23 protein-coding genes are annotated in these 23332 nt (G+C 71.5%); 13 read left to right on the forward strand and 10 right to left on the reverse strand.

All coding sequences use genetic code 11. The features are described 5' to 3' along the window. Positions 1–72 precede the first annotated feature (72 nt). The gene (locus AP234_RS01595) at positions 73–1791 is read right to left on the reverse strand and encodes an amidohydrolase (RefSeq protein ID WP_055477700.1); all 1719 of its coding nucleotides are present in this window, start codon (positions 1789–1791) and stop codon (positions 73–75) included. Between the two features lie 125 nt (positions 1792–1916). Then, on the reverse strand, positions 1917–2153 hold the full coding sequence (locus AP234_RS01600; protein ID WP_055477701.1) for a hypothetical protein: 237 nt from the start codon (positions 2151–2153) through the stop codon (positions 1917–1919). Between the two features lie 359 nt (positions 2154–2512). On the opposite strand from AP234_RS01600, the gene AP234_RS01605 reads away from it, so the two are divergent. The 7 genes from AP234_RS01605 (at position 2513) to AP234_RS01635 (ending at position 11512) form a co-directional block, all read left to right on the forward strand. Beyond that, a complete protein-coding gene (locus tag AP234_RS01605) occupies positions 2513–3319 on the forward strand; it encodes an SAM-dependent methyltransferase (protein WP_235557903.1) in 807 nt (268 codons plus the stop codon). Positions 3320–3344: 25 nt separating this feature from the next. After that, positions 3345–5684 carry a glycosyl hydrolase family 95 catalytic domain-containing protein gene (locus AP234_RS01610; protein WP_083501675.1) on the forward strand — a complete coding sequence of 780 codons (2340 nt, stop codon included), beginning with the start codon at positions 3345–3347 and terminating at the stop codon, positions 5682–5684. Positions 5685–5914: 230 nt separating this feature from the next. Continuing rightward, positions 5915–7420 (forward strand): alpha-N-arabinofuranosidase, encoded by a 1506-nt coding sequence (locus tag AP234_RS01615; RefSeq protein WP_055477703.1) that lies wholly within the window; start codon positions 5915–5917, stop codon positions 7418–7420. Between the two features lie 308 nt (positions 7421–7728). Further along, the gene (locus AP234_RS01620; RefSeq protein ID WP_055477704.1) at positions 7729–9033 is read left to right on the forward strand and encodes a serine/threonine-protein kinase; all 1305 of its coding nucleotides are present in this window, start codon (positions 7729–7731) and stop codon (positions 9031–9033) included. 136 nt (positions 9034–9169) lie between these two features. Beyond that, positions 9170–9955, forward strand: a complete 786-nt coding sequence (locus AP234_RS01625) for a LamB/YcsF family protein (RefSeq protein WP_055478187.1) — start codon at positions 9170–9172, stop codon at positions 9953–9955. Beyond that, positions 9955–10605, forward strand: a complete 651-nt coding sequence (locus AP234_RS01630) for a 5-oxoprolinase subunit B family protein (protein WP_055477705.1) — start codon at positions 9955–9957, stop codon at positions 10603–10605. The genes AP234_RS01625 and AP234_RS01630 overlap by 1 nt, the downstream gene beginning before the upstream one ends. Further along, positions 10598–11512: a biotin-dependent carboxyltransferase family protein gene (locus AP234_RS01635; RefSeq protein ID WP_055478188.1), complete on the forward strand. Its 915-nt coding sequence runs from the start codon at positions 10598–10600 to the stop codon at positions 11510–11512. The genes AP234_RS01630 and AP234_RS01635 overlap by 8 nt, the downstream gene beginning before the upstream one ends. Here the strand turns inward: AP234_RS01635 and AP234_RS01640 are convergent. Next, complete coding sequence (locus AP234_RS01640) at positions 11487–12845, reverse strand: FGGY family carbohydrate kinase (protein WP_083501677.1); 1359 nt, start codon at positions 12843–12845, stop codon at positions 11487–11489. The genes AP234_RS01635 and AP234_RS01640 overlap by 26 nt on opposite strands. 4 nt (positions 12846–12849) lie before the next feature. Further along, complete coding sequence (locus AP234_RS01645) at positions 12850–14229, reverse strand: GH1 family beta-glucosidase (RefSeq protein WP_055477707.1); 1380 nt, start codon at positions 14227–14229, stop codon at positions 12850–12852. Between the two features lie 188 nt (positions 14230–14417). On the opposite strand from AP234_RS01645, the gene AP234_RS01650 reads away from it, so the two are divergent. Genes AP234_RS01650 through AP234_RS01660 form a run of 3 tightly spaced genes read left to right on the forward strand, consistent with a single transcriptional unit; the run spans position 14418 to position 16660 of the window. Next, positions 14418–15419 (forward strand): LacI family DNA-binding transcriptional regulator, encoded by a 1002-nt coding sequence (locus AP234_RS01650; protein ID WP_055477708.1) that lies wholly within the window; start codon positions 14418–14420, stop codon positions 15417–15419. 45 nt (positions 15420–15464) lie between these two features. Then, complete coding sequence (locus AP234_RS01655; RefSeq protein WP_235557904.1) at positions 15465–16169, forward strand: dihydrofolate reductase family protein; 705 nt, start codon at positions 15465–15467, stop codon at positions 16167–16169. Further along, positions 16166–16660, forward strand: coding sequence for a deaminase (locus tag AP234_RS01660; protein WP_083501678.1), 495 nt, complete (start codon positions 16166–16168; stop codon positions 16658–16660). Before AP234_RS01655 ends, AP234_RS01660 begins: the two co-directional genes overlap by 4 nt. 3 nt (positions 16661–16663) lie before the next feature. On the opposite strand, the gene AP234_RS01665 is transcribed toward AP234_RS01660, so the two are convergent. From AP234_RS01665 to AP234_RS01675, 3 genes are all read right to left on the reverse strand, one after another. Beyond that, the gene (locus AP234_RS01665) at positions 16664–17617 is read right to left on the reverse strand and encodes an ROK family protein (RefSeq protein ID WP_055477709.1); all 954 of its coding nucleotides are present in this window, start codon (positions 17615–17617) and stop codon (positions 16664–16666) included. A 196-nt stretch (positions 17618–17813) separates the two neighbouring features. After that, the gene (locus AP234_RS01670; RefSeq protein WP_055477710.1) at positions 17814–18281 is read right to left on the reverse strand and encodes a DUF6098 family protein; all 468 of its coding nucleotides are present in this window, start codon (positions 18279–18281) and stop codon (positions 17814–17816) included. A gap of 44 nt (positions 18282–18325) precedes the next feature. Next, complete coding sequence (locus AP234_RS01675) at positions 18326–18520, reverse strand: hypothetical protein (protein ID WP_055477711.1); 195 nt, start codon at positions 18518–18520, stop codon at positions 18326–18328. 185 nt (positions 18521–18705) lie between these two features. On the opposite strand from AP234_RS01675, the gene AP234_RS01680 reads away from it, so the two are divergent. Both AP234_RS01680 and AP234_RS01685 read left to right on the forward strand, forming a co-directional pair. Continuing rightward, positions 18706–19107, forward strand: a complete 402-nt coding sequence (locus tag AP234_RS01680) for a MarR family transcriptional regulator (RefSeq protein ID WP_235557905.1) — start codon at positions 18706–18708, stop codon at positions 19105–19107. 72 nt (positions 19108–19179) lie between these two features. Then, on the forward strand, positions 19180–20385 hold the full coding sequence (locus AP234_RS01685) for a site-2 protease family protein (RefSeq protein WP_055477713.1): 1206 nt from the start codon (positions 19180–19182) through the stop codon (positions 20383–20385). A 33-nt stretch (positions 20386–20418) separates the two neighbouring features. Here the strand turns inward: AP234_RS01685 and AP234_RS01690 are convergent, their stop codons facing one another. Further along, complete coding sequence (locus AP234_RS01690; RefSeq protein ID WP_152990187.1) at positions 20419–20619, reverse strand: hypothetical protein; 201 nt, start codon at positions 20617–20619, stop codon at positions 20419–20421. 400 nt (positions 20620–21019) lie between these two features. Here AP234_RS01690 and AP234_RS38325 point away from each other — a divergent pair, with 400 nt between their 5' ends. After that, positions 21020–21622: a sigma-70 family RNA polymerase sigma factor gene (locus AP234_RS38325; protein ID WP_055477715.1), complete on the forward strand. Its 603-nt coding sequence runs from the start codon at positions 21020–21022 to the stop codon at positions 21620–21622. 33 nt (positions 21623–21655) lie between these two features. On the opposite strand, the gene AP234_RS01700 is transcribed toward AP234_RS38325, so the two are convergent. Both AP234_RS01700 and AP234_RS01705 read right to left on the reverse strand, forming a co-directional pair. Continuing rightward, the gene (locus AP234_RS01700) at positions 21656–22024 is read right to left on the reverse strand and encodes a hypothetical protein (RefSeq protein ID WP_055477716.1); all 369 of its coding nucleotides are present in this window, start codon (positions 22022–22024) and stop codon (positions 21656–21658) included. 33 nt (positions 22025–22057) lie between these two features. Then, positions 22058–23167, reverse strand: a complete 1110-nt coding sequence (locus AP234_RS01705) for a DNA polymerase ligase N-terminal domain-containing protein (RefSeq protein ID WP_235557906.1) — start codon at positions 23165–23167, stop codon at positions 22058–22060. Positions 23168–23332: the final 165 nt, after the last annotated feature.

Genomic DNA, 23332 nt, shown 5'->3' on the forward strand with positions numbered 1-23332 from the left:
TCGCCCCCTCCCGCTCCGCCCCCTGCAACCTGGCTGACGATCACCCGACCGGCCCGGCCAAGCGGCGGGTCGTCAGGCCGGCGAGACGCCCTCGCGGTCGAAGACGATCTCGCCGCCGAGCACGGTGAGGTCGATCGGGATGCCGGGGATGTCATGGGGGTCGGCGGCACGCAGGTCACCGCCGAGAACGCACAGGTCGGCGACCTTCCCCACCTCGACGCTGCCCTTCCAGGACTCGGCGAAGTCCTGGCGGGCGGCGTTGATCGTGTAGGCGCGGACGGCGGTGGCCAGATCGACGCACTGCTCGGGACCGCTGGGCCGGCCGGTGGCCTTCGACTCGCGCAGCAGCATCGACGCGACGCCCTGCCGCCAGTTGGGTTCGGTGATGGGGGCGTCGGAGCCGGCGCAGACCGCGAGCCCGGCCTCGACGGCGGAGCGGACCGGCCACTGGTAGTCGGAAAGCCTCTTGCCGACGACCTCGTCCATCAGGTCGGCGATGGTCCATTTGATGGCCGGATTCATGTTCACGGAATATCCGTGCGCGGCCAGCGTGGCGAGGTTCTCCACCGAGACGAAGTCCGCGTGGATCACGTAGTGCCGGGCGTCGGCCCGGGGGTGGGCCCGGTCGGCGGCGACGAACGCGGCCACGACGGCGTCGATCGCCCGGTCTCCGGTGGTGTGCACGCCGACCTGGTAGCCGGCCGCGTGCGCGATGCGGATCATCTCCGTCAGCTCCGCCTCCCGCAGCGCGGCGTCGGCGCCGTGCACGCACAGGGCGCCGTGGCCGCCGGCCATGCCGTACGGCTCGCGCATCCAGGCGGTCTCGTTGGGCGGGACGCCGTCGGCGAAGACCTTGACACCGATCACCGCGAGCCGCTCCGGGTCCACGTCGGACGGCACCGCGGCGAGCTCGCGCAGTCCGGCGGCCACGTCGGCCGCCGAGCCGCCCATGGGGGCGGGCAGCAGCAGCACCCTGACCCGGGCGGCCAGCTCACCGGCCCGGGCCAGTTCGATGTACGCCTCCAGGGACTCGGTGCCGAGACTGCCGCCGAGGATCTCGGTGCCGCCCGGCCCGAGGCCCGGCTCGGTGAAGCTGGTGACGCCCTCGGCGTGCAGCGCCGCCACCGCCGACCGGATGGCCTGCTTGCGCTGTTCCACACCGACGGGTGGGACGCACCGCTGCACCAGGGACATCGCGCTCTCGCCGAGCATGCCGGTGGGCTCTCCGGCGGCGTCGACGTAGACGACTCCCCCGGGAGGTGGCGAGGTGTCGCGGGTGATGCCGGCGATCTCCAGCGCCCTGGAGTTGACCCAGAGCATGTGTCCGGAGAAGTCGGTCAGGCAGACCGGGTGATCGGGTGAGACGGCGTCCAGATCGCGGCGGTGGGGGCGGCGGCCCGGGTCGGCGAGGCATTCGGCCAGATAGCCGAGATCCCAGCCGAGACCGGTGATCCATTTTCCGGCGGGGGTGGTCGCGGCGGCCCGCCGTACGGCCTCGGCGATGTCGGCGATCGAGGCCACGTCGGGGTGGCCGACGGCGAGCGCGAACGGCGGCCGGGTCAGCCCCCACGCGGTGGCGTGCAGGTGCGAGTCGTTGATGCCGGGCAGGAGGGTGCGCCCCGCGAGATCGACGACCCGGGTGCGCGGACCGGCCAGCGCCTCGATCTCTGCGGTCTGCCCGACCGCGAGAATGCGCCCATCTCGTACGGCCACCGCCTGCGCGACGGAGAATGCCTGGTCGACGGTGAGGACATCGCCGTCGATGAAGATCAGATCCGCGGGGTGGGGCATGGCCGGGGTCTCCAGATGGTCGACTGAAATCGACTGTATGGGCCCAAACGATTGCCTGTCAACGCATCCGAAACCACACCTCCGGCCCCAGCGCGGACGCGCCGGCGACCGTCACGGCGAGGGGCTCACGGCCCGTACGGCGACTGCCCCTGCCCACCGTGAGGCTGCCACCCCGTGTCCGGAGGCGGCGCGTGGAACTGCGGCTGCTGCGGTCCGTATCCGGGCTGATATCCCGACAGCTCACGCCGGGCGCTGGCCCTGTCGTGCTTCAACGCCAGCCGTACGGCCGCATAGATGACGAAGAACATGATCGTCAGCGAGAGGATCAATCCGACCAATCCCGCCACGGTGGACGCCACCATATGCCTCCTCGCCGCACCCATAAGCCCGTTTCACCGGTTTCGCGGTGATCGACCTCCAGCCTAGTTCCCCGGCCGCCGAAGAAACATCCGATGATTTTCCCGGCCAGACCGGATGACCGTCGGAAGCGATGAGAATCTTCTTCCGATTTCTCCTGGTGAGTCCATTGACTGGAGCACCGATCGGCCTCAGGGTGTCGGATGGGTGATCGAAGACATCGGAGGACGGGTCTGGTCGGCATACCGGCATGTGATGGCCACGGCATCACGAGATGCTATGGGGCCCCATCGTCGTGTTTCATATACGATTCACGGAAAGGATCATTACCTGAGGGGGCGGGTGCGTGGAGGGAGCCAGACGGGTGCCGGCGGGAATAGACCCCAACGTCCCCAGCGTCGCGCGGATGTACGACTACTACCTGGGCGGCAAGGACAACTTCGCGGCCGACCGGGAGGCCGCCGAGAAGATCATCGCTCTCGGCCGGGAAGTGGGCGGCGACGCCCGGGAGATCGCCAGGGAGAACCGCGGCTTCCTCCGCCGTGCCGTACGGCTGCTGGCGCGGTCGGGCATCGGCCAGTTCATCGACATCGGCGCCGGTCTGCCCACCCAGGAGAACGTCCATCAGGTGGCCGAGCGGCACATCGCCGATCCGCGCGTGGTCTACGTCGACAACGACCCCGTCGTCCTCAACCACGCCCGGGCGCTCCTGGCCGACAACCGCACCACGATCGCGGTCTCCGGCGATCTGCGGGAACCGAAGGCCATCTTCGATGACCCCGCCGTGCGCGCGCACATCGATTTCACCCGGCCCTTCGCCGTGCTGATGGTCGCGGTGCTCCACTTCGTCTCCGACGACGAGGAGGCCGCCCGGATCGTGGACCAGGTACGCGAGCGTCTCGTTCCGGGCAGCCATCTCGTGCTCACGCACGCCTACCAGGGCACCCGGGACGAGGCGGCCGTCAGCTGTGGCAAGCAGGTCTACTCCGGGACCTCGGCCGGCGGCGTCGCCACTCGCGATCTGTCGCACCTGGAGTCGTACTTCGCCGGGCTGGACCTCCTGAAACCGGGAATCGTGCCCGTGCAGGCCTGGCGGCCGGAGGTGCCCTGGGACGTCCCGGTCGACTTCACCGGGTTCGGGATCCTGGGCGCGGTCGGCTGCGTGATCTGACCCCCATCGAAAGGAGCGTCCGAGCATGCCGGAGGACCTGACCCTCTGGTACGGCGAGCCCGCCGCCGACTGGGAGACCGGGGCGCTGCCCATCGGCAACGGGGCGCTCGGCGCGATGGTCTTCGGCGGCGTGCGGCGTGAGCGCCTGCAGTTCAACGAGAAGACGTTGTGGACCGGCGGCCCCGGCTCGACGCAGGGTTACGACTTCGGCGACCGGACCGGGCCGCGGCCCGGCGACATCGCCGGGGTGCGGGCGCTGATCGACCGCGACGGCGGGATGTCGCCCGAGGACGCCGCGGCCAGACTGGGCCGCCCCAGGGCCGGTTACGGCGCCTACCAGCCGTTCGGCGATCTGTGGCTCGACTTTCCGTACGCCCCGGAGCACCGTCCCGAGGACTACCGGCGCGACCTGCGCCTGCGTGACGCCGTTGCGACCGTCTCCTATACGACCGACGGCGTGCGCCACCTGCGGGAGTATCTGGCCTGCCACCCCGGCAACGTGATCGCCGGCAGGGTGTCGGCCGACGCCCCCGGCCGGGTGTCCTTCACGCTGGGCGTCTCCTCCCCGCATCCGGGACACGTCGTGACCACGGAGAACGGCCGCCTCACCGTGCGCGGCGCGCTGGCCGACAACGGCCTGCGGTACGAGGCACAGATCGAGGTGATCGCCGAAGGCGGCAGCCGTACCGACGGCGCCGGCCGGATCACGGTGACCGGCGCGGACAGCGCGGTCTTCGTGCTGTCGGCGGGCACCGACTACGCGATGACCCATCCCGCCTACCGGGGCGCCGACCCGCGCGAGAAGATCATCGCGGTGGTGGACCGGGCCGTGGCCGAGGGTTACGACCTGCTCAGGGCTGCCCACGTCGCCGACCACCGCGGCCTGTTCGACCGGGTGAGCCTGGACATCGGGCAGCGCGTGCCGGACGTGCCGACCGATCGGCTGCTGCGTTCCTACACCGGCGAAGACTCCGGCGAAGGCTCCGGAGGAGGCTCCGGCGGAGACTCCGCCGCCGACCGGGCGCTCGAGGCGCTGTTCTTCTCCTACGGCAGATATCTGCTGATCGCGTCCTCGCGGGAGGGGTCGCTGCCGGCCAACCTGCAGGGTGTGTGGAACGACTCCACCACCCCGCCCTGGGCGGGTGACTATCACACGAACATCAACCTGCAGATGAACTACTGGCCGGCCGAGGTCGCCAACCTGCCGGAGACCGCCCGGCCGTTCGACGCGTACGTCCTGTCCATGCTGGAGCCGGGACGGCGGGCCGCGCGGGAGACGTTCGGCTCGCGGGGCTGGGTGGTCCACAACGAGACCAACCCGTTCGGCTTCGCCGGCGTGCACGACTGGCCGACCGCGTTCTGGTTCCCCGAGGCCGCCGCGTGGCTGACCCGGCATCTCCACGAGCACTACCTGTTCAGCCGAGACCTGGACTACCTGCGCGAGACCGCCTATCCCGTGCTGCGGGAGACCGCCGAGTTCTGGCTGGACAACCTGCACGCCGATCCGCGTGACGGCACGCTCGTCGTCTCCCCCTCCTACTCCCCCGAGCACGGCGACTTCTCGGCCGGGGCGTCGATGTCCCAGCAGATCGTCTGGGACCTGTTCACGAACGCGCTGGAGGCGGCCGAGGTCCTGGACGCCGATCCCGCGTTCCGGGCTGAGTTGAGATCGGCCCTGGAGCGGCTGGACCCGGGGCTGCGCGTCGGCTCGTGGGGCCAGCTCCAGGAGTGGAAGGACGACCTGGACGATCCCGCCGACGACCACCGGCACGTCTCACACCTGTTCGCCCTGCACCCGGGGCGGCAGATCGAGGCGGGCTCGAAGGAGGCGGCCGCGGCCGAGACGTCGCTGCTGGCACGCGGCGACGGCGGCACCGGATGGAGCAAGGCCTGGAAGATCAGCTTCTGGGCCCGGCTGCGGGACGGCGACCACGCCCACCGGCTGCTCGCCGAGCAGCTCAGGGCCTCCACCCTGGACAACCTCTTCGACACCCACCCGCCGTTCCAGATCGACGGCAACTTCGGCGCCACGGCGGGCATCGCCGAGATGCTGCTGCAGAGCCACGACGGATACGTCGACGTGCTCCCCGCGCTGCCCTCGGCGTGGCGGCGCGGCTCGGTCTCCGGGCTGCGCGCCCGGGGCGACGTCACCGTCGACATCACCTGGTCGTACGGCACGGCCCCGGACATCGAGATCAGGTTGCGTACGGGGACCGGCGGCCCGCTGACCATCCGCAACCAGGTCTTCAGGGGCGCCTACCGGCTCCTCGATGAGGACGGCCGCGACGTTCCCGCCGAGGCGGACGGCGACCGTGTCGCCTTCACCGCCGCCCCCGGCCGCACCTATCGGGTGATCTCCGCCTGAGACCCGCCCGCATCCCACCACCATTCGCAGGTGCTTGATCGGATATGTGACGAACTGCTGCGGGCTCCGCGGAGCGAGCCACCCCCTCGGCGTGTTAGCGATATCAACAAGACATCGACACTCGGTCTGCCGCACCCGTCAGGTCCTGCGGCGGCGGGCATCCTCTTGACCTTTAAGGATGAGAACGCTAACAATCAGGCCGTCACACCCCGAGCCCAAGGAGATGCGCCGTGCTTCAGGCACAGCTCACCATCGACCCCGCCTTCCGGGTGGCCCCCGTACGGCGTCGCACGTTCGGCACGTTCGTCGAGCACCTCGGCCGCTGCGTCTACACCGGCATCTACGAACCCGGTCACCCCACGGCCGACGAGGACGGCTTCCGCGGCGACGTGCTGGCGCTCACCCGGGAGCTCGGCGTCAGCACGGTCAGGTATCCGGGCGGGAACTTCGTCTCCGGATATCGATGGGAGGACGGCATCGGCCCCCGGGCGAACCGGCCGCGCAGGCTCGACCTCGCCTGGCACAGCACGGAGACCAACGAGGTCGGCGTCGACGAGTTCATGCGGTGGACCCGGCTGGCCGGGGTCGAGCCGATGATGGCGGTGAACCTGGGCACCCGGGGCGTACAGGAGGCGCTCGACCTGCTGGAATACTGCAACATCCGGTCGGGCACCGCGCTGTCGGATCTGCGGATCGCCAACGGGTCGAAGGACCCGCACGACGTCAGGATGTGGTGCCTGGGCAACGAGATGGACGGCCCCTGGCAGATCGGGCACAAGACCGCCCGCGAGTACGGCAGGCTCGCCGCCGAGACGGCCCGCGCCATGCGCATGATCGACCCGAATCTGGAGCTGGTGGCCTGCGGCAGCTCCGGCTCGTCGATGCCGACCTTCGGGTCCTGGGAGGCGACCGTCCTGGAGGAGACGTACGACGTCGTCGACCACATCTCCTGCCACGCCTACTACGAGGAGAAGGACGGCGACCTCGGCGGCTTTCTGGCCTGCTCGACCGACATGGAGCACTTCATCGCGTCGGTCGCGGCCACCGCCGACCACGTGGGGGCGCGGCTGCGGTCGCGCAAGCGGATCGGCATCTCCTTCGACGAGTGGAACATCTGGTACCTCAGCCGTTTCCGGTCGGCCGAGCCCCCCACTGACTGGCCGGTCGCACCGCCGCTGCTGGAGGACCACTACCACCTGGCCGACGCCGTGGCCCTCGGCGGCCTGCTCATCACGCTGCTGCGTAACAGCGACCGGGTGCTGGCCGCCTCTCTCGCCCAGCTCGTCAACGTGATCGCGCCCATCATGACCGAGCCCGGCGGCCGGGTGTGGAAGCAGACGACCTTCCATCCCTTCGCGCAGGCGTCCCGGTACGCCTCCGGCGACGTGCTGCGGGTCGAGCCCGTCTCACCCATGTACGACACGGCCGAGTTCGGCGAAGTCCCCGTGCTGCACGCGGTCGCCACCCATGACGAGGACGACGAGACGACGACGCTGTTCGCGGTGAACCGCTCGACCGAGGAGCCCGTGACGCTCGAGATCGACGCCAGGGCGCTGGGCCGCGATGTCGTGATCACCTCGGCCGACACGCTGACCGACCCGGACGTCTACGCCCGCAACACGGCCGACGCCCCCGACCGCGTCGCGCCCCGCGCCAACCCCGATCACCGGGCCGACCCGCTCCGCGTCGTACTCCCGCCCGTGTCCTGGAACGTGATCCGCCTCGGCCTCCGCTGACCCCGGAAAAGGACAGCCCGTGATCTTGCGAATACTCGCACGAATGGCCCGCGACCTGGCCTGACCCCTTTCGTGATCTTGCAGAAACTCGCAGCCCTGGCCATTGACCTGGAAGGATGAGTTCGTGATCTTGCATTACGAACTGCAAGATCAAGAACAACGAAGCCGCAGGTGAACCACGTTGCATGCGAGTTTCCGCAAGATCACGGATAGCGAATGCCCAGGTCAGGATGGCCCTCTGCCGGCAACTACAAGATCACACCCAAGAGGAGGGGGGTGGGGGTGGGCGTTGTGGTAGGTATGGCCGGATGTCCCAGGTTTCTCCCCTTCAGCCGGAGGATCCGCGCCGGCTGGGTGACTACGTCCTGAGCGGGCGGCTCGGCGCGGGCGGCCAGGGGATCGTCTTCCTGGCCGGCCGCCCCGGCGGGGCGTCCGTGGCGGTGAAGCTGCTCCACGCCCGGCTGGCCGACGGCGAGTCGGCCCGCCGCAGGTTCGCCCGCGAGGTCGAGGCCGTGCGGCGGGTCGCCCCGTTCTGCACCGCCCGGGTCCTCGACGCCGACCTCGAGGGTGATCATCCGTACATCGTGAGCGAGTACGTCGACGGCGTCTCGCTACGGGACGACGTCATCGCACGCGGACCCCGCTCCGGCGGCGCGCTGGAGCGCATCGCCGTCGGCACCGCCACCGCGCTCGCCGCCATCCACCGGGCGGGCGTCGTCCACCGCGATTTCAAGCCCGGCAACGTCCTCCTCGCCGCCGACGGGCCGAGGGTCATCGACTTCGGCATCTCCCGGCTCGCCGACGCCACGGCGACGACCGGCGGACCGGTCGGCACCCCCGCCTACCTCGCTCCCGAGCAGTTGCGCGGTGAGCCCACCGGACCGGCGGCGGACATGTTCAGCTGGGCGCTCACCGTGTCGTACGCCGCAAGCGGCCGGCACGCCTTCGCCGCCGACACCTACGCCGCCGTCCTGGGCAGGATCCTGTACGGCACGCCGGACCTCGGGCGGCTCTCCGGTCCGCTCCGGGAGATCGCGGTGGCGTGTCTGGCCGCCGATCCGGCGGACCGCCCGACCGCGGAGGACGTGCTGAGCAGCCTCCTCGGCACCCCCACGACCGCCACCCCCAAGACCGCCACCACGACGGCCCCTGCGATGACCCCCGCCTCCGCTGCGGAGCCCGTTCTCGCCGAGCGGACGGACGCGCACGGGCGGCGCCGTACGATCGCGGTGGCGGCCACGGTGCTCGGCGCGGCCGCGCTCACGACCACCGGTCTGATCGTCGCGCTCGGCGGCGGCGAGTCCTCCTATCAGGGCATGTGGAGCGGAATGGCCCGGCACCCCACGGCCGGCCGGACCTTTCCCGTGGAGCTCTACCTGTCGGAACCGGCCCGCATGAGGTGGGGCGCCGACCTGCACTGCGAAGGGCGTCTCACGGTGCTGGACGAGACCGGGGCCGAGGCCGTCCTGCGCCTGGACCAGGTGAGCGGCGAGGCATGCCATCCGGGGACCGTCACGATCCGCCGGCGCGGGGAGCGGCAGGCCACGCTGGAGGTGCGCCGGGAAGGAGAGGAGTCCTTCCGCTACTCCGGCGTCATCAGCCGCACCTCCTGACACGGCCGTCACCCGCCCGGGCCTTTCCTGCCGGGCGTGGCCGAAACCACCCGCGTGCGGCCTTATGTTCTCCTTGGAGGCCAGTGTCGGCCGGCCGGGATCGCGCGCTCGGGAGCTGATCATGTCGGATCATTCGGTGACCATCGACCTCAACTCGGATCTGGGCGAGGGCTTCGGCCAGTGGCGGCTCGGCGACGACGAGGCGCTGCTGTCCATCGTGACGAGCGCCAACGTCGCGTGCGGCTTCCACGCCGGAGACCCGACGATCATGCGGAACGTGTGCGAGCTGGCGGCCGCACGCGGCGTCGCGATCGGGGCCCAGGTCAGCTATCGGGATCTGGGCGGATTCGGGCGGCGGTTCATCGACGTCGCGCCCGAGGAGCTCTGCAACGACATCGTCTATCAGCTCGGCTCGCTGGACGCGTTCGCCCGGCTCGCGGGCACCCGGGTGCGGTACGTCAAGCCGCACGGCGCGCTCTACAACGCGATCGTGCATCACGAGGAGCAGGCCGCGGCCGTGGTGGCCGCCGTACGCGCCTACGATCCCGCGCTGCCGGTGCTCGGGCTGCCCGGCTCGGCCTGGCTGCGCCGGGCGGAGAGCGCCGGGCTGGCCACGGTGACCGAATGCTTCGCCGACCGGGCGTACACGCCCCAGGGCACGCTGGTGCCGCGTGCCGCACCCGGCGCGGTGCTGCACGATCCCGAGCAGGTGGCCGAGCGCTGCCTGCGCATGGTCAGGGGAGAGCCGATCGAGGCCGTCGACGGGACGCCGCTGATCATCCGGGCCCAGTCGATCTGCGTGCACGGCGACAGTCCCGGCGCGGTGGAGATGGCCCGCAGGGTCAGCGAATCGCTCAAGGCGGGCGGGATCGGGCTGTCCCCGTTCAGCCGGCCCGCCGGGGAGTCCTGGGGAGAGCCGTGATGCCCAACCTGCTGCGGTACGGCGAGGGCGCGCTGCTCGTGGAGCTCGACGGGCTGGCCGAGGTGATCGCGCTCTATGACGCCCTCGCGGGCGATCCGCCGCGCGGGGTGACCGACATCGTGCCCGCCGCAGGGACGCTGCTGGTCCGGTTCGAGCCGCCCGCGAACCACGCCGTCGTGGCCTCGGCCGTACGATCCGCCTGGGCGGCCTGGGCCGTACGACCCGGCGCCGATCGGCGGGCCGGCGCCTCGGAGGTGACGATCCCCGTCGTCTACGACGGGGCCGACCTGGCCGCCGTGGCCGCGCACACCGGGCTCACCGAACGCGAGGTCGTGGCCGCGCACACCGGCACGTCGTGGACCGTGGCGTTCTGCGGGTTCGCCCCGGGCTTCGGATATCTCGTCGGCGGGGACCCCCGGCTGGCCGTGCCCCGCCGGGCCGAGTCGCGCGTGCGCGTCCCGGCCGGATCGGTGGCGCTGGCCGGAGAGTTCAGCGGTGTGTACCCACGGGAGTCGCCCGGCGGATGGCAGCTCATCGGGCGCACCGAGGCGGTGGTGTGGGACACCCGGGCCGACCCGCCAGCGCTGCTACGGCCGGGCGTCCGCGTGCGGTTCACCCGGGTGGGCGATGGCGGAGCGCGGCATGGCTGAGCTGGAGGTGCTGGCGACCGGGCCGCTGACCACGGTGCAGGACCTGGGCCGCCCCGGCCGGGCCCACCTCGGGGTGGGCAGATCGGGCGCGGCCGACCGGGGGGCGCTGCGGCTGGGCAACCGCCTGCTCGCCAATCCCGAGGGGGCGGCGGCGCTGGAGGTCACGCTGGGCGGGCTGCGCGTACGCGCCCACGGCCACCTGATCGTCGCGCTCACCGGCGCCCCCTGCCCGGCCACCGTGGTGGAGGCGTCGGGACGCGGCAGGGTCATCGGCCACCAGTCGGTGGAACACCTGCCCGACGGGGCGACGCTGTGGCTCGGCGTGCCCGTACGCGGGCTGCGCACCTACCTCGCGGTGCGGGGCGGCCTGGCCGTCCCCGAGGTGCTGGGATCGCGGTCGACGGACACGCTCGCCGGCCTGGGCCCCGAGCGGCCGGCGCCGGGTTCGGTGCTGCCGGTCGGCCCGCCGCCGCCGACGCAGCCCACCGTCGACCTCGCCCCGCTGCCCTGGCCCGATCCCGGCGAGCTCGTGCTGGAGCTGCTGCCCGGCCCGCGGGACGACTGGTTCCGCCCGGGCGCGATGCGGGCGCTGTGCGCCGAGCCGTACGAGGTCACGGCGGCCAGCGACCGGGTGGGCATCCGGCTGCGCGGGCCGCGTCTGGAACGGGTGCGCGACGGCGAGCTGCCCAGTGAGGGCATGGTCCCGGGGGCGCTTCAGGTGCCGCCCTCGGGCCGGCCCACGCTCTTCCTCGCCGACCATCCGGTCACCGGCGGCTATCCGGTGATCGCGGTGGTGCGCGAGCGCGACGTGGACCGGGCGGCGCAGGCCCGTCCCGGCCAGCGCGTCCGGTTCCGCCCGTCGGCCGCCGCGCGTACGGCGGCTACATCACGGCTCGACCCGCCGTGACGGTCTCGGCGAGCCTGATGACGCCCATGGCCGAGGCCTCCGCCTCCGCTTCCGGCTCGACGGGTACGGCGAGCCGCAGCGTGAGGTTGCGCCGCCACCAGCCGGAGGCGGCCATCGCTCCCCCGCCGAGCACGACGGCGGCGGGCCGCTCTGGCAGCGCCTCCGCCAGCGTCCGCACCCCGGCGGCGATCTGCCCGCTCACACCGTCGAGCAGCGCGGCGAGGATCTCGACCGGTCCGGTGCCGAGGGTCAGCCCGGAGATCGACCCGGTGGAGGCGGGCCGCGGCGGCCGGGCGCCCGCCAGATCCGGTACGGCCGTCAGGCCGTGCGGAGGACCCTCGCCCAAGCGATCTCCCAGTGCGACGAGCGCGGCCTCCACGTCGTCGGGCAGCAGCAGGGTCCGCCTCGCCCAGGCGAAGACGTTGCCCCCGGCGGAGTAGGCGATGCCGGTCACCGCGAGGTCGTGGTCGACCAGGTAGCGCCAGCAGCCGCCGGGCAGCGTGAAGGCGCCGGCGAGGGGATGCGCGACCCGGACCGCGGCGGAGGTCCCGACGGTGACCGAGATCCGATCGGGTCCCGCGCAGCCTCCGCCGATGGTGGCGGCCGCGCCGTCGCCGACGGCGGGCAGCCACGGCACGCCGCGCAGCGCGGGCCAGCGGCGCGCCCACCGCGACTCCAGCGTGCCGGTCCAGCCCCTCGGCGCGAGCGGGGGCAGCCGGTCCTCGGTCACGCCCGCGAGCGCCATGGCCTCGCCGTCCCAGCACCCCGCCGCCAAATCGAGCAGACCGGTGCCCGAGGCCATCGAGACCGAGGCGGCGGGCTCCCCCAGCAGGCGGCGGAAGACGTACTCCGCGAGCCCGGCGAACGACCGGGATCGATCCCCGCCGCCGAGCCGCTCCTCCAGCCAGGGGATGCGCACCGTCCAGTAGAGCGGGTGCCGCCAGGCGCCCGTGCGCCGGTGCAGCTCTCCCGTGGTCGGACTTTCCGTGTACGCCTCCTGGGCGCGGGTGTCCGCCCAGGTCAGCAGTGGGGTGACCGGCCGACCTGCGGCGTCGAGCGCGAGCAGCGAGTGCCACTGGCACGAGGTGGCCACCGCCCGGACGCCGTCGAGGTGGTCGTGCACCTCGTCCAGGCAGGCCGTCAGGCCGTCGAGGTACTCGTCCGGATCGAGCTCGGCCCGGCCGGCGTCGTCCACGCCGAGCCGCACCTGCCTGCGGGCGAGCGCGACGACGCGACCGCCCGCGTGGGCGCCCTCCCAGACGACGGCCCGCGCCGACGACGTGCCGAGATCGAGCGCGAGGACCTTCACGCCGCCCTGCTTCCCCGGTGGCACGGGTTCATCCCTGGCTCCGCACGAATTCGCGCAGCCAGCGGAAGCTGGCCTTGGGCGTGCGGGCCTGGGTGTCGTAGTCCACGTGCACGAGGCCGAACCTGGCGGCGTACCCCCGCGCCCACTCGAAGTTGTCGATCAGCGACCAGCAGAAGTATCCCCTGATGTCCACGCCCTCGGCCATGGCCTGCCGGATCGCGGCCAGATGGTCGCGCAGGTAGTCGATCCGGCCGGTGTCCTCCAGTGCCCCGTCGTCGCCGTAGCCGTTCTCGGTGATGTAGACGGGCGGCAGCTCCGGATAGCGCCGGACCAGGCCGGTGAGGGTCTGGTGGAGTCCCTCGGGCTCGACGACCCAGCCCAGTCCGCTGGTGCGCGCGCCCGGCGGCGTCACCGTACGGGTGCCCAGGTCGAAGGCGGAGCGCAGCGCGGGGTCCGGTTGGTCGTACGGCGCGGCCGCCACGTGCAGCCGGTAGTAGTAGTTGACGCCGAGGAAGTCCAGCGGGGCGCCGATCACCGCCAGGTCGCCGTCGCGCTGGAAGGCGAACTCGCTGATCCGGCCGAAGACGTCGGCGAGGTCGGCCGGATAGCGCCCGCCGAGCAGCGGCTCGGTGAACTGCCGGTTGACCAGCAGGTCCATCCGTCGGGCCGCGTCGGCGTCGGCCGGGGAGGAGCTCGCCGGCACCGTGGGCGACATGTTGAGCGTGATGCCGATCCGCTGATCGGACGGGGCGAGCGCGCGCAGCCGCGCCACCGCCAAACCGTGCCCGAGCAGCAGATGGTGGACGGCGGCCAGCGCGCCGTCGCCCTCCCTGGCTCCCGGCGCGTGGCGGCCCTCGCCGTACCCGACGATGGCCGAGCAGTAGGGCTCGTTGAGCGTGATCCAGTGCGAGACCCGGTCGCCGATCGCGTCGTGCACCGTCTCGGCGTAGTCGGCGAAGCGCTCGGCGGTGTCCCGCACCCGCCAGCCGCCGCGATCCTCCAGTGCCTGGGGCAGATCCCAGTGGTAGAGGGTGACGAACGGTTCGATGCCGCGTTCGCACAGCTCGTCCACGAGCCGCCGGTAGAAGTCCAACCCCCGCTGGTTGACCGCGCCGCCGCCCTCGGGCAGCACCCGGGGCCAGGCCACGGAGAAGCGGTAGGCGCCGATCCCGAGATCGGCCATGAGGTCGACGTCCTCCCGCCATCGGTGGTAGTGATCACAGGCGAACTCGCCGCTCTCGCCCCGCTCCACCGCCCCCGGCATCCGGCAGAAGGTGTCCCAGATCGAGGGACCGCGGCCGTCGGCGTCGACCGCCCCCTCGATCTGGTAGGCCGCGGTGGCCGTCCCCCACACGAATCCCGCCGGGAACGCCTCCGGTACGGCCGTCTCTTCCTCGATCGCCGTCATATTTCGAACGCTCCAGACATGATCTTTCAAATCGACTTGCATCCCACCCGTACATGGCCCGGGTGTCAAGTCACGGAAACATCAAGCACCACGAATCCGGGAGAAGGATTGACAGCTTTCCCGCGCTGACGTATTTTGACTGAAACCGGTTACATGAAACCGGTTTCAGATGAGGCGAGTGATGATCCGTGGCGACGATCAGAGAACTGGCCCACCTGTGCGGCGTGTCTCCCGCGACCGTCTCCCGGGTGTTCAACAACCCGGACGTGGTGAACGCCAAGACCAGGGAACAGGTCATGAGTACGGCCCAGCGCATCGGCTACCTGCCCAACGAGTCGGCCCGCACGCTGGCCACGAAGAAATCGTTCATGGTCGGCCTGGTCTGGGACACCGACCATCGCCGCCCCGGCTGGCGCCATCCGTTCTTCCAGGAAATCCTGATCGGCCTGAAAACCGCGCTCAGCGGGCGCGGATATCACCTGCTGCTGCTCGCCACGAGCAGCGATAAAACGCCCGACGCCTATCTGCACGCCGTCCGCAGGCACAACATCGACGGTGTGGTGTTGATCGATAGCGATAATTGGGATTCCTCGCTGCAGCGCCTGGCCGATTCCGGGGTCCCCTGCGTCTCTCTCGACCGTCCGGTGACGGGCCCCCGCACGACCTACGTCACCTCCGACAACGCGGGCGGGGCCCGCATCGCCGTACGGCACCTGCACACGCGGGGGCGCCGGACCATCGCCACGATCACCGGCCCGACCAGGACCGGGCCCGGCGCCGAGCGGCTGCGGGGGTACGTCGGCGAGCTGGGCCGACTCGGCCTGCCGCACCGGCCGGAGCTCATCGTCGAGGGCGACTTCTACCTGAGCGGCGGTTATACCGCGATGCGGCGGCTGCTGGAGCTGGACGAGCGGCCGGACGCCGTTTTCGTGGCCGGGGACGCGATGGCGGTCGGCGCGCTGCGCGCGATCGGCGAGGCCGGTCTGAACGTGCCCCGCGACATCGCGCTGGTCGGTTTCGACGATCTCGAGCTGGCCGCCCTGGTGCAGCCCGGCCTCACCACGATCGCCCAGGACAAACCCGGGTTCGGCACGGCCGCGGCCGCCGCCGTGTTCGCCATGATCAACGGTGGCGCCACCCCGCCGCCGCGCACCCTCCCGACGACCCTGGTCGTCCGCGGCTCCTCATAGACTCGTCCCGGTGAACGGCGACGGCGATCAGACGGTGATCGGACGATGGTGAGCGAGCGGCCGTACGTGCTGCTGAGCTGCGCGGCGTCCATCGACGGTTACATCGACGACGCGAGCGCGAGCCGGCTCCTGCTGTCCAACGAGGCCGACTTCGACCGGGTCGACGAGGTGCGGGCCGGCTGCGACGCGATCCTGGTCGGCGCGAACACGATACGCAGGGACGATCCGCGGCTCCTCGTGCGCTCATCCGCCCGCCGCGCCGCCAGGGTGGCACGCGGCCTGTCCCCCACCCCGATCAAGGTCACCGTCACGGGGCGGGGAGACCTCGATCCGGCTGCCCGGTTCTTCGCGGCCGACGAAGCAGAAAAGATCGTCTACGCCGCGTCGGCGGCCCTGGACAAGACGCGTGAGCTGGTCGGCGCCGTCGCGGACGTGGTCGACGCCGGCGATCCCGTCGAGCTCTCCCGGCTGCTCGGCGATCTGGCCGGCCGGGGCGTCGGCAGGCTCATGGTCGAGGGCGGCGGCGCCACGCACACCCGGTTTCTCACCGCCGGGCTCGCCGACGAGCTGCACCTGGTCATCGCGCCGTTCTTCGTCGGAGACCACCGCGCGCCCAGGTTCGTGGGCGACGGCGTCTTCCCGTGGGGCCCGGCGACGGACATCGCGCATCGGGCCCGGCTCGCCGACGTCATCCGAATGGACGACGTCGTGCTGCTGCGTTACGCGCTGTCCGAGAGGTGCCCGGGATGAACTCCATCATGAGAGCCCATGCCGAGGCGGACCGGCGCTGGCTGCGCGAGGCGATCGAGCTGTCGCGCCGCTGCCCGCCGTCCGATACGGCGTACTCCGTCGGAGCGATCATCGTCGCGGGCGACGGCACCCGGCTGGCCGACGGCTACTCGCGCGACGTCGATCCCCGGGTCCACGCCGAGGAGTCGGCCCTCGCCGCCCTGGCCGGGTCCGGCCGGGGGAGCGCCGGCCTGGCGGACGCGACGATCTACAGCTCGCTCGAACCGTGCAGCAGCCGCAGGTCCCGGCCGCGCACCTGCACGCAGCTGATCCTCTCCGCGGGCATCGGCCGGGTGGTGTTCGCGCTGCACGAGCCGCCGCTGCTGGCCGACTGTCACGGCGCCGAACTGCTCGGTCAGGGCGGTGTCGAGGTCGTCGAAATCGCCGACATGGCGCGGCTCGTCCGGGACGTCAACGCCCACCTGTTCCCACCCGGCGCTGACGACGGGTGACGGTCAGGCCTCCGTACGGCCCCCGGGCGGCTCCAGCAGGGCCAGTGCGGCGGCGCCGAGCAGGCCGGCGTCGCGCCCCAGGGAGGTGGGGTCCACGCGCAGGCGGCCGAGGAAACCGAGCCCGGCGTTCCGCGCGACCGCCTGCCTGAGCGGGTCGAACAGCACCGCTCCCGCCGCGGCCACGCCACCTCCCACGACGACGTGATCGAGGTCGAAGAGGGCCGCTGCGGTGAGGAACGCGGTCGCCAGCGCATCCGCCGCACGCTGGAACGCCCGCCGGGCGACCTCCTCCCCCGCTGCCGCCGCCACCGCCAGCTCCCTGGCGTCGGCGCCGTTCCAGCCGAGCGATCGCGCCCAGCGGACCATGCTCGGACCGCTGGCCAACGTCTCGACGCATCCGGAGGCGCCGCAGGGGCACGGCTCACCCCCCGGATCGGCCACGATGTGGCCGATGTGTCCCGCGTTCCCGGTCGGGCCCAGGTACGGCACGCCGTCGAAGACGAAACCGCCGCCCACGCCGGTGGAGACGACCACGCCCAGCATGGCTCGGGCGCCGCCGCCCTCCGGCCGGCCACGCCACCACTCCCCGAGCGCCATGCACTGGGCGTCCCCGGCGAGCCGCACCGGCCGTCCCGGCAGCATCCGGCCGAGCTCGTCCACCAGGGGGAAGTTCCGCCAGCTCGGGATGTTGACCGGACTGACCGTCCCCTTGTCCGGGTCGAGCGGGCCCGCCGAGCCCACGCCGATCCCGCCGAGACGGTCTCGCGGCACCCGCCGGATGACCCGGTCCACCACCTCGGCGAGCACCGCTTCGGCGCTGCGCCCTCCGTCGAGGGGCACCTCGGCGCGGGCCGCCATCGTGCCGTCGGCCTCGACGGCCGCCGCGGCGAACTTGGTGCCGCCGATGTCCACGGCGAGCACGATCCGGTCTGCGTACGGCGAGCGGGGGGTGCGCACGTGCCCTCCTGAGGGACTTAACCGAGTAAGTGCGCCGACCGTACGACCCGGATGACAACGATGTCAACGGCGAGATCGAGACGACCGCCTCCACCTCGCCGTCGGCTCGCCTTCGCCGAGATGAGATGCCAGGTGGGAGCCGCATGGGATGTTCCGTACGAACGGCGGCGGCCGCGGGGGAACGAGGACAACCGTTTCAGCCGGTCGAGTCGCGCCCAGCGTCGAACGTCGACTCGTAGTGCCGCCGGGACTGCTCGATCACCGCCTCGTCGAGCCAGGCGACCGGCCGGACGTCCCCGATGAGCGGTTCGTGGTCCGGGCCACGGCCGACGACCCGGCCGGTCAGGATCCAGGCGCGACGGTCGCTCTCCTTCTCGGCGAGATGGGTGTATTTGCAGACCTGGCGGGCCAGCCAGTCGAGCAGCGGCCGGGTCCACCACGACTCGGCGTCGAGCACCGTCACCGACAGCCCCGGAAGCCGCAGGCCGCTCTCGTAGTCGACGCTCGGCCGTCCCTCGTCCTCGTCCGGCCCCTTCGAATAGCGCAGATAGAGTCCCGATCGATCGGCCACGAGACGGGCGAGCCCGGCAAGGCTCTCCACCGTGGGCAAGCCGTGGGAGGGCGGGCAGGGCTCTCCTCCCGTTATCGCGGACTCGCCGTACATCTCGATCTCCGTCTCTTTCCTCTCTTCCTCTCCGGGTGAGCGGGTCAGGACGGGTGCGGAGGCCGCTGGTCGGGCGGCACACCGCCGCCCTCTCCGCCGCCCTTGCCGCCCTTGTCGGTCCCGTGCGGACGGCCGGAGACGTCACCCCCGCTCTGCGACTCGGGGATCACGTCGATGTCCTCGTCGGTGCCGCCTCCCCGGCCGGACCGCCGGATCTCGGGCTGCTGCGGCTGGCTCATGATCTTCCTTCCGACGCGCTTCCCAGGCCCCCTCCCCCTCGCCCACCTGGGCAAACCATGAAGACGGCGAACAGCCCGGCGAACCCGGCCGGTGATCGGCCCCCGGGCAGCCAGGAGTAGTAAAAAGTCGGTATATCTTGACCGCCATGCCACCGTCTTTCAGGCCGTCGATCGGCCTGCAACTCATGAGCACCACCAAGGCCGTCAGCCGGGCGCTGGACAGCGCCCTGGCTGCGGAGGGGAGCTCACTGCCGATCTGGCTGATCCTGATCTCGCTCAAGACCAGACGCCTGAGCAACCAGCGCGAGCTGGCCGAGGCGGTGGGAGTCCAGGGTGCGACACTGACCCATCACCTCAACACGATGGAGCACGAGGGCCTGCTGACCCGCCGCCGCGATCCGGCGAACCGCCGGGTGCACCTCGTGGAGCTCACCGAGAAGGGCGAGGCCACGTTCACCCGGCTCAGGAAGGCCGCCAGCGCCTTCGACCGACGCCTGCGCGCCGGGCTGAACGCGGAGGAGATCGCCGCCATCGAGCGCGTGCTCGCGAAGCTGGACGACAACGTACGGCGCGGCCGGTCCACCTGACACCCCCGCTGTGACCTGCGCATCCCCTCCGGAGATGTGGGTAGGGGGCCCGCAGCGGACCCAGGAGGGAACATGCGTTCGTCGATCCGTCTCGGCCGCATCGCCGGAGTCTCGGTCGGGCTCAACATCAGCGTGCTGGTCATCGTCGCGATCCTGGTGTTCGGGCTGGCGTTCGGGCGCTTCCCGATCGCCTTCCCCGGCTCGTCCCCCGCGGTCTACCTGCTGGCCGGTGTGGTGGCCGCCGTGCTGTTCCTGGCGTCGTTGCTGGCGCACGAACTCGCGCACGCGGTGATGGCGAAGCGGCACGGCATCGAGGTGGCGGGCATCACGCTCTGGCTGCTCGGTGGCGTGGCCGAGCTGCGCGGAGAGCCGCGATCGCCCGGCGCCGACGTGCAGATCGCCGCCGTCGGTCCCGCGACCAGCCTGGCAGCCGGGGTGGTCTTCGGGCTGCTGACCTGGCTGGTCTCGGCGATCGGCGGCGCGCCGCTGCTCGCCGGGATGTTCGGCTACCTCGCCGTGGTCAACGTGCTCCTGGCCGTCTTCAACCTGATCCCGGCGGCGCCGCTGGACGGCGGCCGGGTGCTGCGCGCCGCGCTGTGGGCGTGGTGGGGCGACCGCGTCAGGGCCGCGGTGGCCGCCGCGCGGGCCGGCCGGGCCTTCGGTTACTTCCTCATCGCGCTCGGCCTGCTCCAGGTCGTCTCCGGGCTGGGTTTCCAAGGCCTGTGGCTCGCCCTGATCGGCATGTTCCTCGTCAACGTCGCCAGCGCGGAGGAGCAGCAGACACAACTCGGCGCCGCGCTGCACGGCATCCGGGTCGGCGACGTGATGTCGGAACGGCCCGTCACCGCCGATCCCGGAGAGACCGTGTCAGACCTCGTCGAGCGGGTCGTGATGCGGCACCGGCTGTCCACCTATCCGCTGGTGGACGAGCGCGGCGGCTTCCTCGGGCTGGTGACGCTCAACCGGATCCGCGCGGTGCCGCCGCAGGCCCGGGCCACGACCCGCCTGCGCGACATCGCCTGCTCGCCGGGCGACGTGCCCCGGGCACGAGCCGACGAGGCTCTTACCGATCTGCTTCCGCGGATGGGCGGCTGCGCCGACGGGAGGGCCGTGGTGCTCGACCCGGACGGCCGGCTGATCGGCCTCATCACGCCAAGCGACATCAGCCGGACGATCCAGACCGTCGACCTGCGCGCCGCCCAGCCGTACCCCGCGCCGCGCGGAGCCGACCTCGCCCCGCGCTACCCCGACCACACGGGTCACCGAGACGCGGCCTGATCCTCCCCCGCATACCCCCGGGGCCGGGCCCGTTCAGGACGTGCGGCGAGGGTCGTCGGCCGCGAGTTCCTCGACGTCGTCGGGCGAGTCCGCGCCCGGGACGTGCCAGCCGGTCAGGTCGGCCTCGTCGGGGGACCATTCCGCGTCAGGGGACTGCGCCAGCGGGTTCTGCCACTCTGCCGGGATCTCTTCGCCGCCCGCACATCGCGCGGGCTCGGGGTCGTGCGACATCATGTCCTCCTCTGTCTGCCGGTCTCTGTCCGGCTCTTTCCGTCTCTGCCCGGCCTCTGCCCGGCAACGCTGTTCGGTCGGGATTCGGGTACGGCCAGGCGACGTCGGCGCCACCCGGTGGTGTGCTGTTCTTCCGCGGCCGGTTCTTCGCGACACCGTTCGTCCCGATGCCGCTCTTGACGGTGTCGCTCTTGACGGTGTCGCTCACGGTGTCGCTCTTCGCGATGGCCGTTCTTCGCGCGCATACCCCCGCAGCCCATCACCATGCAGAAAACACATTTTCCCCCTATGGGGCATATACGTGATTTGCGGTAGTTCGTCCTGTGTTGATGGAGGAACTGGGGGTAGGCGTTTCGTGTCCCCGCTGCGGGACGTTACGCGAGGGGCCCAGGGGGGTGACGAGGTGACGACCGCGGACGACGTGTCGATCGAGAAGCAGCGGCACCGATTCGAGCGTGACGCCCTGCCGTACCTCGACCAGATCTACGCCGGCGCACTGAGGCTGACCCGAAACCCCGCCGACGCGGAAGACCTCGTCCAGGAGGTCTTCGCCAGGGCCTTCTCCAACTTCCACCAGTTCCGGGAGGGCACCAACCTCAGGGCCTGGCTGTACCGGATCCTGACGAACACCTACATCAACACCTACCGCAAGCAGCAGCGGCAGCCCCAGCGCACGGCAGGGGAGGACATCGAGGACTGGCAGCTCGCCGAGGCCGCCTCCCACACATCCGGCGGGCTCAAGTCGGCCGAGGCCGAGGCGCTGGACGGCCTGCCCGATTCCCGGGTGAAGCAGGCGCTCCACGAGGTGCCGGAGGACTTCCGGCTCGCCGTCTACCTGGCCGACGTCGAAGGCTTCAGCTACAAGGAGATCGCCGAGATCACGGGTGTCCCGATCGGGACCGTCATGTCCCGTCTGCACCGGGGCCGGCGGCAGCTCCGGCACAAGCTCGAAGACTACGCCGTCGAGCTCGGCATGATCCAGGCCAACGGCCCGCCCGGCGGGTAGCCGTACCATGCCGGACCGCACGGCGGCGGGAGTTCAGGCGTCTTCGCGGTCGGGGTTCTCCAGCCGGAAGAAATTGCTCTGGCCGCCGTCCTTCTTGTGCTCCTGGTAGAGGAAGTTCAGATTCCGTGCCTCGAACGTCTCGAACCACTCGTCCCAGGTGATCTCCTTCAGGTCGCCGCCGCCGTACCCGGGGAAGTCGAACCGGAGAACACCGGGGCGGCCCTCGTGCTCGGTGCCCGGCACCGTCGCGGGCCGGCCGCCGCGCTCCTCCGCCCAGCGCTTGATCACCTCATGGTCGGTGGTGATCAGACTGCGTCCCGGGCGCTCCTCGTGCTCGTCCACCGAGGAGATCTCCTGCTCATACTTGTGCTCGCCGCCGACCGGCCGGCTCTGCTCTGACATCGCGGGCTCCCTCCGTTGACTCCGCGGGGTGCCCTACCCTCCGCCTCCGCCTGCATGCGACGGCAGGAAGACCCAGGCCGGCGACTCCTCCCCCGGTTCGTACGGCGAGTCGAGGCGCTTGCCCACCACACCGGGCAGGCCCTGTTCCCGGGCGGCCTGCCGTACGGCGCCCACGTCGTCGCCGGGCCAGCTCGGCGTGACCTGCCACCGCGGCCCGGCCGGCGCGAGCAGTTCCAGCCGTTCGCGGCGTCGCTCGTACGGCTCGGCCGCCAGCGAGACGCCGTCGTCGTAGAGCAGGTCGAAGCAGACGTAGACCTCCGTCTCCGCGAGCGCCCCGTTCCGCGCGGGCGAGACGACCTCACCGTCGAGTACGACCGCGCGGCTGCCGAACGACTCGGCGAGCCGGCGCAGCCAAGGGTGATCTCCGGTGATGTCGGCCCCCGCGCCGGAGCGCAGGACCAGCCGGCCGCCGCTGACGTACGCCAGCGCGCGCAGCCCGCCCCACGAGAACTCCCAGGCGTACCGCTCGGGGTCGCGGGGCGCCTTCGTACGGGTCACCGGGGTCATGGCGGCGATCGACGCGGGCTGGGGCTCCCAGCCGGCACCCGGCGGGTCCATCCGGTGGATCATCCAGTTGTCGCCGCGGGTCCGGAACAGCACATACCGGCCGACCGCGCGCGATCCCCGCAGCACGACCTTGACCTCACGGTCGGTCCACTTCTCGGTCTCGTAACTGCCGCGATCCCAGATCGTCATGGTGCCTGCGCCGTACTCACCCCTGGGGATCTCGCCTTCGAACCGGGCGTACTCGATGGGGTGATCCTCGGTGTGCACGGCCAGATGGTCGGTGCCGGGGTCGGGTGGCAGCCCCCGGGGGATCGCCCACGACACCAGGACACCGCCGCGTTCGAGCCTCAGGTCCCAGTGGAGGGATCGCGCGTGATGCTCCTGGATCACAAAGGTGTCGTCGTCGCCCCGCGGCAGCGGGCCCTCCGCTGGAATGGGCTCGCTCGTCCGCCCGGGATCGCGCCTGGCCCGGTAGACCCCGAGCCGGTCGTCCGCCCCGTTCCTGGGTTTGTCGGGTCTGTCTGCGGGTCTGTCGGCCACACCGGTGGCCCTACCCGCGTGCCAGACCTCCCTCACGTTATTCCTACTTGGCAGATATGCCCCAATAATGGATATTGCACCCCTCCGGAGTTCCATCACCATCAAACCGACATAAAACCAACGACATAATCGCCCCCATGCCCCCGGCCGCACCCAAACCCCCGGGCAACGTGTACCTGAATTCCCCGGTACGCCCATAAC

This window comes from Sphaerimonospora mesophila, from assembly GCF_001417795.1.
In the GTDB taxonomy this organism is placed as follows: domain Bacteria; phylum Actinomycetota; class Actinomycetes; order Streptosporangiales; family Streptosporangiaceae; genus Sphaerimonospora; species Sphaerimonospora mesophila.